This window comes from uncultured Desulfovibrio sp., from assembly GCF_902477725.1.
GTDB lineage: Bacteria > Desulfobacterota > Desulfovibrionia > Desulfovibrionales > Desulfovibrionaceae > Desulfovibrio.
The window spans coordinates 18,357-32,882 of record NZ_CABSIF010000014.1 but is presented as its reverse complement, the minus strand read 5'-3'; the positions used below and the strand labels follow the sequence as shown (position 1 = coordinate 32,882).

The following is a 14,526-nucleotide window of genomic DNA, read 5'->3' as shown; positions in this document are numbered from 1 at the left end:
GAGCATATGGATATTTACGTTACTATGACGTTTGACGCAGCGCACCGGCTGCCCGCTGTACCGGCGGGGCACAAGTGCGGCAATCTGCATGGGCATACTTTTGTTGTTGAAGTTTATGTACAGGGCGAAGTGTCTGAAACCAATGGCTGGGTTGTTGATTTTGGCGACATTAAATCGATTGCGAAGTCGTTTGTTGACCAGCTCGATCACACGTATCTGAATGATATTGAAGGGCTTGAAAATCCCACCAGCGAAAATATCGCCATCTGGCTCTGGGGCAAGCTGGATTCCCAGATCCGGGGGCTTTCAAAAATCGTGGTTAAGGAGAGCCCCACCTCTGGCGCCGTGTACACGGGGAAGTAAGAAGCAGGGAAAAGATAGCCACGGACAGATATGAAGGGTTGTGGGAGAGCCTGTCTGGCTGATTTACGCATACCCGACTTTTCACCCTGAACGCTTCAGCCCGCAAAAAGCGTATCTTGCAAATTCGCCTAACACCAGCCATCGCCTCCGCTACGCTCCGGCGAGTATAAGGTGATTGGCATAGCCATAGTTAGTTTACTAATTTTATTTGTTTTTCCTGTTCTTTGACTTACCCAATTGATGCTGGCTGCATGTCCATGGGGTGTTGAAACGAGAACGAAGCATATCCTGTGGTTAGCCAAAGTGCTGAGGGTCGTTGGCTGAAACGGAATACACTCAAAGCGAAAACGTACTCTGGCATTTGCGCGGCGCGGAGGGAGATCACCTGAGCGAGCAAAGCGAGGGAGGGAAGCTCCCGCAGCTATAGCCGCGCTGCCCTCGCTTTTTTGGGGGATTTGAAAACCTCAAGGGGGTGCTCCGGGGGAGTGCAGAGGGGGCCGAGGAGGGGCGCAGCCCCTAACAGGCCCCCTTTGCCCCACGCCGGGAAGGCGAAATCGCACGCCGCGCAGGCGTCCCAAATTTCGCCGGAGGGCGGAATCCTGTGCCCGCAGGGCATAAAATTTCAGTTAGCCGCCCGTCGCGCAAGCCCCCAAACGTCCACTAATTCCAGAAAACCCTCGTCATAACCTCGCACTTCCCCAGCATGCCGGGTTCAAACTGCTTTCCCTCGCCATCGCTGATGGTTATGCGCACAGGCACGTAAACTTCCGGGCGGGCCGCAGTTTCCCTGGCATCCTTGTTGTCCGCAATGGCATTGGACGGCAGGGGCTGGGGGTCGAGCCTGTCGTAGACGCGCCCTTCAAGCTTGGTGTCGTTTTTCAGGGTTATGGCGCACTTCTGGCCCGGTTTGAGGGCATTGGCGGCATCCTGCGTAAAGAAGGCCAACAGCCAGAAGGACTTTTGCGCTTCCTTGCCCTCGGGCAGCAGCAAGACCACTGGCTCTCCGCGCTGCACAGACTGCCCTGGCATGGCGATGCCACGCAGAATGCGCCCATCTTGCGGCGCGTATAGATTGCCGTCCACTGCATTTTGCGGCACGGCATTCATGGCAGCGCCCAAGGCCCCTGCCACATATTTTGGCGCATAGCGGTTGCTTGAGGCCAACTGTTTGTAACGTAGTGCTTCCGCGCGCACTCGGGCAAGTTCCTGATCTATGGCTGCGCGCACAAGGCTGACCTGCTCAAATTCCACAATGGCCCGCTCCTTGGCAAGGCGGGTCTGAGCTTCTGCCTGTTTGGCGGCTGCGTAACGCGCGCTGCCCACAGCGCGCTCACCGCCCTGGCTATCAAGTGTGCGCAAGGCCAGCTGGGCGCGCACATGCTCCGCCACGCGTTCTTCGCGCGCCTTCTGCTTGAGGTCTTCATCATGCCGCGCCAGTGCGATGCGGCGCACCATCTCCTGTTCTGAATCCTGCGCCTGCTTGAGGCGGGCTGCGGTTTCTTCAATGCTGGGCGGGCCAGCCATGGCGCGCAGAGCGGCTGCCTCGCGCCCGGCCTCGCCCACACGGCCAGCGTATGCTTTGGCGTCCAGCCGGGCCAAGACCTGCCCTTTTTTGACATGATCACCCTCGCGGACAGACACGGATTCGACCTTGGCGGGAAATTCGGACGAAACAGCGTACACCATGCCGTCGAGCATGGCCCAGGTGCTTGTCACACGGCCAGATTCGATCCACCACCACCCGGCGGCAACCAGACAGGCTATCACCCACAGGGGCAGAAGGCGCAAAAACATGCGGCCATGCTTTTTCAACCGGGCTTCGGGCATCTGCAAGTATATTGGTTCAGACATGTCGTGTCCTGTGGGGTTGGAGCATTTTCATGACATTATCATAAAAACATGCAGATACCGTACCAGACTGCCTGCAATGCTCTTTACAAGCCGCTCGCAGACGCTTACAAATGCTGCATTCACGGAGAAGCGGCTTTTTGCCGTCAAATCTCCGCCAGGGGAGTCGACACACATCATGGTCTTATCGCGAATCTGCGCCCTGCTTTGCCTGGGCTGTCTGCTTGCTGGCTGCGGTACCACCCGCCCTGTGGTTGTGGTGGAAAAAGACGAATTCATGAAAATGGCGCATAACATGCCCAAGGAACTCCAGGCCCGTGACCTGCTGGACAAGGACGGCTCCTACACTGCCCCCATGTCGTTCAAGGGTTTGAAAGACTACGGCGACATACTTTTCACCCGCCTTTCGCCCTCATTTATGCTGCAAAACGATACGGCGCACGATGTGTATCTTGGCGAAACATTTTCCGCCACCATCCTGCCCGACAGCCGCGTGCAGCGTTTCCCCAACGGTTTCAGCATCAATCATGCCACGCAGAAGCTTAAAGTCAATATGGTCGGCATTGCGGACTGGAACGGGGACGGGCAGGATGAATGGATTGTCTCCTGCTTTGTGGAACCCAAGAGGGGTGGGCGCACCCGCATTTATTATGTGCTTGTTCCGCCGCCGCTCAATGATCAGGAAAAACTCAAGGGCACCGTGGCCGCGGTGTATGAATGCTTTGGCCTTTCCTGCACGCTGTATGTGCGCGACAGCAAGGTCATACAGCGCGATGCCGCCGATCCGCTCTTGCCGCCCACAGAAGTGCATGACGTGGTGCCCGGCTTGCAGCCTGTCACTACCCCGCCCAACAAGGCCAAACAAAAGAGCGGCGAAGGTCTGGAAGAGCGCAGCCTGTAGGCCGCACACTCGCCAACCACCGCAGTAAAAGAGTCAAAGGCTGTCGGTTCGCATAGAACTGGCAGCCTTTTTTGCGTCCGAGCATCAGCGGAGCCAGCCCTCAACCGAATTACGCGGCGACATGCGTGCGCTGGGGTCAAGTAGCCCGCACAGGGCTGATTGTTTACTCCGCTTTTGCCGCAAGTTGCGCCCCCTTATCAGCCAGAGCGCGGGCAAAGTGCCGCTAAGGGATAACGGAACAGTGCGGCATTGTTCAGCCGTATCGCCACAGCCCGCTACCGCACAAATCGCCCGCCGGTGCGGCACTATTATGACGCGGCCTCACCCTGCGCAAAAGGCAGCACTTGGCGCTCAAAAGAGCGCCAAGTGCTGCCATGCAAAAAAGAACCCCGCCAAGGCAGGGGTTCGGTTCGCAAGAACCTGCTTCCCTGCCCCGGCGGGGCAAAATCATTTCAAGCTAAGCTAAAGCTTACTTGAAAGCCTTTTCAAAGTTGGGCACGACCTGCTTTTTGCGGCTCATCACGCCGGGCAGCCACACGGATTTGCCTTCGGCCTTCACGCCAAAAGCCTTTTCCACCACGGAAGGATCGTCAGAAACGATCAGCATTTCAGAGCCTTCCTTCATGATGTCGGTGAGCAGCAGGAACACGCTGTGACGGCCTTCGCCCTTCACGCGGGCGATTTCGGCCTGGAGGCCAGCCTTGACGGGTTCCAGAATGGAAAGGTCGACCACTTCGAGCTGGCCGATGCCAACTTTCTTGCCGCCCATGTCGAAGTCCTTGTAGTCACGGAAGACCAGGTCCTTCATGGAGGTGCCTTCAACGGCGCTCTTGACCTTGAACATTTCCATGCCCAGAGACATCACGTCGCTCACGCCCGCGATCTTGGCCAGTTCTTCAACGGCCTTCTTGTCGGCGGGGGTGCAGGTGGGGGACTTGAAGATAACGGTATCGGAGAGGATCGCGCACAGCATGCCGCCAGCGATGCTCTTGGAAATTTCCACGCCGTAGAAGTCAAACATGTTCTTCAGCACGGTGCAGGTGCAGCCCACGGGCCAGATCCAGGCTTCCAGGGGCGCAGAGGTGGTCACATCACCAAGCTTGTGGTGATCAGCGATACCGAGCACACAGGCGGAATCCATTCCCTTGGGGGCCTGAGCCAGATCGGAATAGTCCACCAGATACAGATTCTTGCCAGCCACATCGGCAACAACCTGGGGAGCGGTGAGACCGAACTTCTTGAGCACGAATTCGGTTTCAGGAGTGGGCGCGCCCTGGGCGGCAGGGGTAACGTCCAGACCGCGCTTGCTGTACAGGTCGGCGGCGGCAATGGCAGAAATGATGCTGTCGGTATCAGGATTCATGTGACCAATAACTAATGCGGACATGACAGTCTCTCCTTCCGGTATTGTTCGGGTATGCGGTTCAGTGCGACCGCTTTGTTCTCTTTAGCACAAAGTCCTGTTCATGCCAAGGTCTTCGCACAAAAAAACCCGAAACAGATTAGTGGACACTCTACCCTATAAAACATATCTACTTGAAAATAAACAATATTTTTAACTTAGTGATTTTTTTATTTTTTCGTCGCCTTGGGATGAGCCTTGTCGTAGGCTTCCATCAAATGCTCAAGGCTTACCTGCGTATAGCGTTGGGTGGTGGTCAATCTGCGGTGTCCCAGCAGCTCCTGCACACTGCGCAGGTCGGCCCCAGCCGAAAGCAGGTGCGTTGCAAACGAATGGCGCAGGCTGTGCGGCGACACTGTAAAATCCAGCCCGGCCCGGCGGCACAAGCGCTCCACAATGCGCGCAGCCTCCCTGCGGTTCAGGCGCGAACCGCGAGAACCCACAAACAGAGCCTGTTCTTCCGGCAGGGCCAGGAGCGGACGCTCGTCAAGCCATGCCTTGAGGCTCTCGCACGATGTGTCGGAAAGCGGCGCAAGCCGCTCGCGCGAGCCTTTGCCCATAACGCGCAACACGCGCGATGAAAGCTGCACATCATCAATATCGAGGCCAAGCGCCTCAGAAATACGCAGGCCAGAACCGTAGAGAAGTTCCGCCAAGGCTAGGTCGCGACACAGCAGGCGCGCAGATTCGGCGCTCTCTGTCCCTGCCTGGCCATGCTCCGCATCCAGCAAGGCAAAGGTTTCGTCCACATTCAGGGCGCGGGGGTGGCGCTTTTCCTGCCGGGGATTGCGCACCTGCGCGGCCACATTTTCTGTTACCACACCATTGCGCTGTTGAAAACGGAAGAATGAACGCACAGCCGCCAGTTTTCTGGCCATGGAGCTTTTTGCCTCGCCCTGACGGAACAGCCAGGCCAGATAGGCCTGCACGTGCCGCCGGGTGACGGATTCTGGCCTTCCGAGGTCAGCATCCTGCCCGCGCAGAAATTCGATGAGTTGCGCAAGGTCGCTGCCATAGGCCTTGAGCGTGGCGGGCGAAGCGCCCTTCTGCACTTCCATCCAGGCCAGAAAGGCATCAACAAAGAGCTTTGCCCGGTCGGGGCCGGCTTTGCGTTGCCCGACAGCTGCCTGCTCCTGCGTGTTTGGCGTGGCTGCCTCGGTCAACGAACCTTGAATCGGCTTGCCAGCAGTTTTTTTGCGCCCTGCCGTTTTGGCCGCAGCAGCACCGCTCCCGGCCTTTGGGCTGGCGGTCGCGCTGTCCGGGTCTTTTTGCCCGCCCTGAGCCTTGCTCATGCCGTTACCTCATAACGCGCGCCGGGCAGACGCCGCACCTTGCCCAGCATCTCAAGCCCCACAAGAGCGGCATTGGCCGCCGCAGCGCTCAGCCCTGCGGCATCAGCCAGAACATCGGCATGGGTGGGGCCATGCTGACGCAGATACTCAAGCAGACCAGCGTTGCCATCGGCGGCAGCGGCGTTTTCCGCAGCGGCTCGCTCGCCCTCGTTGAGGGGCTGCACTGTGACCGCCTTGCTGCTGGCATCATCTATAATGGATGCGTTTTCGCTGACATGCTCCCCGGTTGGAGCATCCTGCCCATTGGCCTTGGCCCTGCCGGGTTTCCCCGCCGTCGCGGCCCGGCCTGCGGCACTGGATTCTGATGTCTTTAGCGCGCCTGCCGCCTTGGGTGATTCCGTCGCAGGCACATCCTCCAGCAGCCCTTCCTCTTCAACAGGCACACCGACCTCGCTGATGCCAAAAGGCCGCAACTGCTCCGCCAGATCGCGCAACACGTCCTCGGCGCTGAATACTGCATGCGCGCCCTGACGCACCAAATCCTGACAGCCAAGGCAATGGGCATCCAGCGCAGGCCCTGGCACGGCGTACACTTCACGGTTTTGCTCCAGCGCCAGCCGCGCCGTGATAAGGCTGCCCGAACGCTGGGCGGCCTCCACCACCAGCACACCCAGCGAAAGCCCGCTGATGATGCGGTTGCGGATGGGGAAATTGCCCGCATGCGGCAGCGTACCGGGCGCGAATTCAGAGATCAGCAGGCCCCGGAGCTCCATTTCATCAAAAACAGTCATGTTGCCAATGGGATAGAGCATATCAATGCCCGTTCCCAACACGCCGATGCTGCGGCCAACGCGCTCAAGCGCGGCCTCATGGGCAACCCTGTCTATGCCCAGCGCCATGCCGGAAACAATGGCAATGCCGCAGGCCGAAAGGCAGCGCGCCATGTATTCGGCCACAGACCTGCCATGTTTGGTGGCCTTGCGCGAGCCAACCACCGCAAAACCCGGCGATTGCAGCAGGGAAAGATCGCCCCGGCAATAGAGCAGCAGGGGCGCGTCAATAACCGGGCGCAGCAGCACGGGATATTCAGGGTCTGTCCACAGAACTATGGATGCGGCAAGATCGCGGGCGCGATCCCATTCTTCCCTGGCAGTGACACGCCACGAACCCGTAGCAAGTTCGGCGGCCTGCCCCTTGTTGACGCCCGCCTCATGCCAGAGTTCACGCGCCTGCACGGCGGCGTAGGCCGAGCCAAAGTGCCGCGCAAGGCGTGCGGCAGAACGCGCACCCAGCCCTCGGCAGTGCCGCAGGGCAAGGCTGGCCCAGTATTCCTTGCGGGCGGCCTCGTCCATTGCAGCCAGAGTTTTACACGGCTGGCTCATGCCGCCACCGCTGTATGGCCCAGCGCCGCTGCAAAGCCCATTTTACCGGGCCAGACCACGCGACCGGGCAAGCCCCGCCGCTTCTGAGTTGGGAAACTGCGACAGCAGCTTTTTGTAGGCCTGCGCGGCACCTTCCTTGTCGCCCATGCGGCTCAGGGTCATGCCAGTTTTCAGCAGGGCATCGGCGTTTTTATGATGACGCGGCCACTGGCTGTTGACCTTTTCAAACTGCGCCAGCGCATCCTTGTACTTGCCCTGGGCGTAATACCCCTCGCCAATCCAGTATTCCGCATTGGCGGCAAAGCGGCCCTGAGGATATTCCTGCAAAAAGGTCTGAAAACGGCCAATGCTGTCTGCGGCCCGGCCAGACATGGCAGGCTGCAAGGCTGCCTTGTATGCGGCCTCCTCGCCCTTGCCGCTCTTGGGCAAGGCTGCGGACGGTTGCGCAGGAGCTTGCGGCTGGGCTTGCGCCGAAACAGCAGGCGTGGCGGCAGCGCTTGCCGCCGAAGCAGGAGCCGAAGCAGGAGCCGAAGCAGGAGCCGATCCGGCAGCGGCTTTGGCAGCCTTGCCCTTTGCGCCGTTTTTGGCGGCGGCATCCCCAGGCAGGGGCGGCAGGCCCAGCCCCGGATGCTCGGGCGGCAGGGCAAGATCAGAGACCGGCACAGAAGGCACGGGAACATCAGGATTGCCCCCGGCTGCGGCAACGGGCGGCAGCATGGGCTGAACCGCCCCCTTCCCGGCAGCGGAAGCCGCAGGAGGAGACGCGGCCTCAGGCGGCAGGGCGAAAGATGCGGCGGATGAGGCAGACGCCGAACCCGGCGCGCCCTTGGCGGCGGCTTGCGGCTTTTCTGCTGGGCTTTGCTGGGCAGCAGTCTTTGCCGCAGGAGTTTTGGGCATTACCTCGGCTTCGGCTTTGGCAGCCTCACGCGGGGCGGCAGCGGGAATCGGCCTGATTGTGGCGGCAGGATCAAGAGCGCGGGCGTTGGGCGTTGCAGAATTTGCCGATGCCGTATTTGCGGGATTCACTGGGGGCTGGCTTGCGGGATTGACCGCGGGACGCTCGGGGCTGCTGGTCGCAACCGGGCCGTGCGCGGTTAGCTGGGCGCTTTCCGGCTGGGCAGGCGCAACCACAGCACTTTTGTGGGGCTGCGGCGGAATAATGGGCACCACAGTCATGCCGGTTTTTTGTCCGCCACGGGTGCGCACTTCGTAAACCCTGTTATTGAGCTGGGCAACCTGGGTATCAAGCGTGTTTACGCTTTGCTCCAGCGTGCGCAACCGCTGGTCGGTCTCGCGCAGCACCTTCTGGTTGGTTTCGCTGGTCGATTCCACCTGACGCATTTTGTCAGAAGAAGCGCACCCGGCAACCAGCGCAACGCAGGCCAACGGCACAACAATCAGTGTTTTCATCCCGGTCTCCAGCACAAGAGCATTCTTGCGTTGAAATATCGCTCAATGCATCAAAAGCCCGCAACAGACGCCCATCAAAAAAAATTCGGCCCGGCCTTGCCGCTTGCCCGGCTGCTATAGCTGCCAGAACTGCAAACGCACAAGCCCATCAACCTGCCAACCTTTCTTGTGCCTCAACCCCGGCCATATTTCAAGAACTCTTGCAGCGGCAGCGTTTTTCAGGCAAGAACAGGCTTGCTCACGCTCGTACAGCATAAGAGATACGGACAACCGGAGCGTCGCAACATCACAAAGGGCTGTTTCACGGCCTGCTGATGTGCCTTGCCCCCGGTTGCAAAACGGGATTTTGCCTTCATCCGCACGTGCACAGGGGCTTACCCGAGACACGGCAGGCGAAGGGCGGCAATAATCCGCATGAACAGTTCCTATCCGGCATCAAGCCAGACCGGAGGCGAAGCCAGATGAATTTTTTCCAGGAAATGGCAGCGGCCCTGACAACTTGGATGGACGCGTTGCGGCATCTTGGACAGTCCTTTCCCTTGGCGCGCATGGGCCTTGACGCCCTGAGCATTGCCCTGCCGCTCGCGGCCCTGCTGGCCTTTGCGGGCCTGGGTTTCATGTCTGCCGCCGCACGGGCGCTGGCGGTTACGCGCAAGCGCGCCTCCTATGAAAAATGCGCCCGCCAGCTGGCCTTGCTCTCATTGTTGCTTGGCTGGGCGCTGCTCATCTGCGGCAGGGTCTGGCTCTTCTTTACGCAAAGCTCCTATACGCCCGACTCCATCTCCGACTTCATGGTTGAAATGAGCTGGATCATGCTCGGCCTGGCCGTGCTTATCAACAGCATGTATTTCGCCTTATGGAAATTTTTGCTCAAGCTGCCCATGCTGCATGTGGGCATGGGCGTGGTCAGCGGCATTCAGGGCATCATCGCCACCGTGGCGTCCCTGGCTGCCGCGCGCCTGCTCACGGCCTTGGCCCGCCCCGATGCAGACTTGCTGACCCTTGGGCACATTTATGTTCCCGGTTTTGGAACCCCCTTCTGGTGCGCCCTTTTCTGGTCGTTGCCCCTGATGCTGGCCGTGGCAGGCGGCATGGGCGCTTTCTGGCTTGTGCTGCGCCGCAAATACGACGATTTTGGCCGCGACCACTACAATACCATGCTCCCTTGGTGCGCCACATGGGCGCGCAATGCCTGGGCTGTTTTCTGGGTTATTTTGCTGGCATCCTCGGTGTTTGACGTGCAGAACGCATGGCAAAACGACACCTTTACCGTCACTGACGCCATCATGGAAAGCGCAGAGCTGCTGCTCTGGCTTGCTCCGGCCCTGCTCTGGACATTCGTGGCCCGCAGCGCCACCCCCATGCGCCACAAGATCACCCTGCTGGCCGCGCTGGCGCTGGCGGTTGCCATCATGTTGCCTTTCTACCTCAACATGACGGAAATAACCCTGCCTCCGTCCATGACCGATATTGTACAGTAACGACAACTTGTCGCATTGATATGACGTAAAAACCCCGCCTCACGGCGGGGTTTTTCATATCTGCGCACTGCTGGCAAAAGCGGGCGTGGTGTGCAAAGGATTTTTGCAATATCGGAAGATTATTTTTTGCCGTACTGCCTGCGCCATTCATCCAGAAACAGCAGGGCAGCCTCTGTTTCCGTCAGCACGCCGCTACGGGCACGCAAGGCATTGATGACATCGTCAAATCCGGCATTGGGGCCAAGGCCAAGCCCCTGCACCACCGCCGCCATGTCCCTGCGAATCTCCGGAGTGAGCGCGGCCTCCACATCAGGCGGCATGCCGCCGGAAGACTCCAGCTCAAGCGGCCAGGGGCCGAGGCGCTGCTCCACAAAACCAAGCAGGGCGGCCATGCGCTGCTCATACGTATGATCGCGCAACACCCGCTCCCTTGCGCGGGCGGCAAAGGCATGGCGCTCGTCCGGATGGGCCAGAAAATACTCGATGCCCGCGTAAAATTCTTCCAGCGTGCCAAAGGTTGCCAGTTCATCCTGCGCAAACAGCTCGGGCATGAGCGCTCGCCTGTCCACAAGCTGAAAGGCCCCCATGCACGCCAGTTCAAAAGTGCGCGGATTGACAAAATCACCCTTGCTCACAAGCTCCGCAGTGCCGAGGCTCGAGTGCAGATTCAGGTTGACGCGCGTGGCATTGTAGATTTTGACGCTCTCATCCGCATCAATGCGCGCGCCGCCGCGCTGCACGTGGGGCGCAAGCAGGCTCTCGCCGTCCCAGTCCGACCCCCAGATTTTAAAATCACGCCCTACCAGCTGACGAAAAGCCAGCCGCCGGTTGGGGTAACCCGCGCCAAGAAAGCCAATATCGGCCCCGTATTCGCGCTTTTCCTGCTCGGTCAGTTCCAGCGGCTTGTGAAAATCCGGCTGGGCCGCCAGCGGCAGATACAGGGAGCTGCCCTGCCCGATGCCCGAGAGCATGGATAAAAAAGGCTCTTTCTGGATAACGGCAAAAACATCGTACAGCGGTGCGTAGGCCTTCCAGTAATCAAAAACCTCGTGGTCTTCCACAAACCACATGGCCGTGCGCACGCCCGACCGGCGCAAACGCTGCAACAGGCTGCGCCCTATGGGAGCCTGCGCCAGAGCCAACACTAGATGCGGCTCCTGCGCCTGCACCTGCGCCCACACGGCCTGCGAAACCACCTGCAAAAAAGAATTTTCCAGTTGGGCTGTCTGCGCAGGGGCCAGCCCAAGGCCGCGCAGTCCGGTAAAAGCCGGGTGCAGCAAGGGCGCCTCAAACACGCGCACACTGTGCCCTAGCCCGCTGAGAGCGCTGGCGCAGTAACGGCCGATGGGCAGCGAGCCGCCGTACATGGGCAGCACCACAAGAATTCGCAGAGGAGCGGCGGGCATCAGCAGTATCTCCCTGGCGGCAACATCCAGTCCGCATCGTTATAAAGCCATTCGTCAAGATTCGGAGCTTGCGGGGCAAGGGCGGCGCTTTCGTCCAACATGGGCAGATGCAGGCGCGCAGCCAGAAAATCGCGCACATACCTGCGCTCCCGCACATGCGGGTCACAGCCCGCGAGCAGGTGAGGCAGCGTGCCCAAGGCGTCCATGCCCGTGCGCCACAACTGCAAATCCGCTGGCAGGGACGGCCACGATTCCGCCTGCGCGGCGGCAGAGGGCGCGCCCGATTTTAGGCGGGCAAGTACTGCGGCAATGGAGCGCAAGAGCTCCACTTGCGCCAAAGGCTGACCACAGGCCACATCGTAGGGGCAAGGGGCGGTTTCCAGGCACGGTCCGCAGGTGCGCGCCGTCTGCCATACATAATGGCCCACGCCGTATGGCCCGGTTTCGTGCAGCCAGGCCGAAGAAAGGAAAAAACCAAGCACAGGCACGCCAAGGTGTGCGCCAAGGTGCATGATGCCTGTATCGGGCGTGATCAGCGCATCCAGCCCGTCTACAACGTCCACAAGGCCGGGCCAGTCTGTTTTACCGCTGTAATCTTCCACCCTGTCGAGCAGCTTACCGGGCAAATGCCGCATGAGCTGACGGGCTGCGGGCTGCTCCGCCTTTGAACCCAGCAGACGCACTCGCGGCCCCCCCATTGCCCCAAAGGCCGTGCGCACCACCTCGGCCAGCACGGGCACGGGTAACGAGCGGCGCGATTCCCTCCCTGCCAGCACCACGCCAAGCCCTCGCCCGCCGGGGGCTGCCACAGGATTGACCCTGTGGGACTCAACCGGCTCTGGTGCAAAATGCGCCCAAAAATCCACAAGATTCAGCGTTGCCAGCGCGCGACGTTCACTGAGGCGGAAGCCAAGCCGCGCCCAGGGAGAACGCGAAATCCCCCCTGCCTCTGGCCGATACCCCTGAACCTGCTCTGCCTCAAAAACTCGGCACAGTGCCGCGGTAGTGCCGGAAAAATTGCAGTTGTACACGGCTTCAAAGTGCAAGCCCTGCCAACGGTCCAGCACAGCGGTGTTGCGCGCAAGCGCCTCTGCCTGAGGCCTGCCGTGCACCGATAGGGCGTGCAATTCGGCAAAGGGATAGAGCACTCTGGCCAGCGGAACCAAACTGGCATCCAGGGCAAGGTGCACCTCGCCGCGCAAAGCCAGACTAAGCAACAGGCGCTTGGTCTGCACCAGATCGCCAAAGCGCGCCGCCTGTATGACCAGAAATTTGGGCATGTCGTTCCGTATGGTTGTTGATGGCAATAGTCAGTTAATGGCCGAAACATGCGTAAAACTGCCAATTGCCCACAATCTAAGGCAATCTGTCCACCTAGGCAAGCAATGCGGGGCGCAACTGCGCTGCACAACAATTGAAGCTGCGCAAATACGATGGCACGCTGGCCCTTTGCAAAATATTTCGCGCTGCTATATGCTCATCTTCAAGCTTCTTTCACCATCTGGATCACATATGCGCGCACAACAGCCCTCCGCCCCGCTCTACCCCATATTCATCTCGCTTTCAGGCATCCGCTGTCTGGTGGTCGGCCTTGGTCAGGTGGGGCAACGCAAACTTTCCGGCCTGCTGGCCTGCAATCCGGCATCCGTGCTGGTGCTCGACCTTGCCGGGCCTGCGCCGGAATCAGCGCCGGAAGCGGCGAAACTGCTGCGCGACCCAAGGGTACGCTTTGAACGCCGCGCCTGCGAGGCTGCCGACCTCAATGGCTGCGGGCTGGTGTTTGCCGCCACCGGCAGCGCTGCGGAAAACAGCCGCATTGCCGCCCTGTGCGCCGCAACGGGTGTTTTGTGTAACAGCGCGAGCAATCCGGAGGAAGGCTGTTTTCAGGTGCCAGCCGTGGCCCGCAGCACCCCGCTTGCGGCGGCGCTTTCCACTGGCGGGGCAAGCCCCGCGCTGGCCCGCCGCTGGAAGGGCGAACTTGAGCGCTGGCTTGAACCGCGTTCACGCATGGCAACCCTGATGGGTCGGCTGCGGCCTCTGGTTCTTGCCTTGGGGCACGATACAGGGCAGAATACGGGATTGTTCCGCAAACTGGCAGAATCACCTCTGCAACAGTGGCTGGAAGAACACGACCATGAAAACTGTACGCGTTATTTGCAGGCGGCGCTTCCGCCCGCACTGCACGCCAATATAGCGGAGTTGCTCCATGATCTCCCCTGAATTTTCCACCGCCGTAACCCTGCTGCTCTATGGCTCGGCCAGTGTTGCAGGGCTTGCGGGCGTTGCCGCGCGCAGCGCCCTGTGGCGCAAGATAGGCTGTAGCGTGGCGCTGGCGGGCTTTGCCTGTCAGACGCTCATGCTCTTTCTGGGCTTTCACAAGGCCCTGCCCGGCGGCCTGAGCGCTGGCGCGTACTTTCAGCTCATGGCCTGGTTTGTGGTGCTCTGCGGCATTGCCGCCTGGGCCAAGCTGCGGCAGGAGATTCCGCTGGTATTCGCCACACCGCTAGGGCTTATGCTCTTTGCCATGTCGGCCCCGTATCTGGCCTCAGTGGTGCAGGTTCCGCCCTCGCTCAACACCTCCTTTTACGCCCTGCACATCGGCTCGCTTTTTTTGAGCCTTGCCCTGCTGGCGCTGGCCTTTGCCGCCGGAGCGCTCTTTCTGTTCATGGAGGGGCGCATCAAGAGCAAGCTGACCATGAAGGGCTTTTGGCTCGACATGCCCGCCCTCTCCATGCTTGATAAAATCAATGCCATCACGACCATGATCGGCTTTCCCATGTACACTCTGGGCATCGTTTCCGGGCTTATCTGGGCCAAGCCGGTATTTGGCGGCACGGTGACGGGCGACCCCAAGGAAGTTATCAGCATTGTGATCTGGCTGTTCTACTCCGTGCTTTTCCACAACCGCCTCACCAAGGGCTGGAAGGGCCGCAAGCCTGCACAACTGGCTGTTTTTGTATTTATTCTCTGCCTCTTTTCAATCATTGTGGTGAATACCTTCATGGAAACACACCACGCATTCATCCGGCGCTGACCGGGCT

At 60.1% G+C, this 14,526-nt stretch carries 12 protein-coding genes; 5 read left to right on the top strand and 7 right to left on the bottom strand.

The genetic code is table 11. From position 1 onward, the window contains the following. Positions 1–6 precede the first annotated feature (6 nt). Positions 7–363 carry a 6-carboxytetrahydropterin synthase QueD gene (gene queD, locus RDK48_RS12460; RefSeq protein WP_298998702.1) on the top strand — a complete coding sequence of 119 codons (357 nt, stop codon included), beginning with the start codon at positions 7–9 and terminating at the stop codon, positions 361–363. 660 nt (positions 364–1,023) lie between these two features. On the opposite strand, the gene RDK48_RS12455 is transcribed toward queD, so the two are convergent. Next, on the bottom strand, positions 1,024–2,214 hold the full coding sequence (locus RDK48_RS12455; RefSeq protein WP_298998704.1) for an HlyD family secretion protein: 1,191 nt from the start codon (positions 2,212–2,214) through the stop codon (positions 1,024–1,026). A 175-nt stretch (positions 2,215–2,389) separates the two neighbouring features. Here RDK48_RS12455 and RDK48_RS12450 point away from each other — a divergent pair, with 175 nt between their 5' ends. Beyond that, a complete protein-coding gene (locus RDK48_RS12450) occupies positions 2,390–3,112 on the top strand; it encodes a hypothetical protein (protein ID WP_192111493.1) in 723 nt (240 codons plus the stop codon). A gap of 469 nt (positions 3,113–3,581) precedes the next feature. On the opposite strand, the gene RDK48_RS12445 is transcribed toward RDK48_RS12450, so the two are convergent. The 4 genes from RDK48_RS12445 to ybgF form a co-directional block, all read right to left on the bottom strand. Next, positions 3,582–4,499 (bottom strand): manganese-dependent inorganic pyrophosphatase, encoded by a 918-nt coding sequence (locus RDK48_RS12445; RefSeq protein WP_298998706.1) that lies wholly within the window; start codon positions 4,497–4,499, stop codon positions 3,582–3,584. A 185-nt stretch (positions 4,500–4,684) separates the two neighbouring features. Continuing rightward, the gene (locus tag RDK48_RS12440) at positions 4,685–5,806 is read right to left on the bottom strand and encodes a tyrosine recombinase XerC (protein ID WP_298998708.1); all 1,122 of its coding nucleotides are present in this window, start codon (positions 5,804–5,806) and stop codon (positions 4,685–4,687) included. Beyond that, complete coding sequence (gene dprA, locus RDK48_RS12435; protein ID WP_298998710.1) at positions 5,803–7,188, bottom strand: DNA-processing protein DprA; 1,386 nt, start codon at positions 7,186–7,188, stop codon at positions 5,803–5,805. The genes RDK48_RS12440 and dprA overlap by 4 nt, the downstream gene beginning before the upstream one ends. Positions 7,189–7,230: 42 nt before the next feature. Next, positions 7,231–8,598, bottom strand: a complete 1,368-nt coding sequence (ybgF, locus tag RDK48_RS12430) for a tol-pal system protein YbgF (RefSeq protein ID WP_298998714.1) — start codon at positions 8,596–8,598, stop codon at positions 7,231–7,233. 461 nt (positions 8,599–9,059) lie between these two features. Between ybgF and RDK48_RS12425 the strand changes: the two genes are divergently transcribed. After that, on the top strand, positions 9,060–10,079 hold the full coding sequence (locus RDK48_RS12425) for a hypothetical protein (protein ID WP_298998716.1): 1,020 nt from the start codon (positions 9,060–9,062) through the stop codon (positions 10,077–10,079). Positions 10,080–10,198: 119 nt separating this feature from the next. Here RDK48_RS12425 and RDK48_RS12420 read toward each other — a convergent pair whose 3' ends face one another. After that, complete coding sequence (locus tag RDK48_RS12420) at positions 10,199–11,485, bottom strand: glycosyltransferase (RefSeq protein ID WP_298998718.1); 1,287 nt, start codon at positions 11,483–11,485, stop codon at positions 10,199–10,201. Then, positions 11,485–12,765, bottom strand: a complete 1,281-nt coding sequence (locus tag RDK48_RS12415) for a glycosyltransferase family 9 protein (protein ID WP_298998720.1) — start codon at positions 12,763–12,765, stop codon at positions 11,485–11,487. Before RDK48_RS12415 ends, RDK48_RS12420 begins: the two co-directional genes overlap by 1 nt. A 232-nt stretch (positions 12,766–12,997) precedes the next feature. On the opposite strand from RDK48_RS12415, the gene RDK48_RS12410 reads away from it, so the two are divergent. Beyond that, complete coding sequence (locus tag RDK48_RS12410; RefSeq protein WP_298998722.1) at positions 12,998–13,705, top strand: bifunctional precorrin-2 dehydrogenase/sirohydrochlorin ferrochelatase; 708 nt, start codon at positions 12,998–13,000, stop codon at positions 13,703–13,705. Then, a complete protein-coding gene (gene ccsA, locus RDK48_RS12405) occupies positions 13,692–14,519 on the top strand; it encodes a cytochrome c biogenesis protein CcsA (RefSeq protein ID WP_192111486.1) in 828 nt (275 codons plus the stop codon). The genes RDK48_RS12410 and ccsA overlap by 14 nt, the downstream gene beginning before the upstream one ends. Positions 14,520–14,526: the final 7 nt, after the last annotated feature.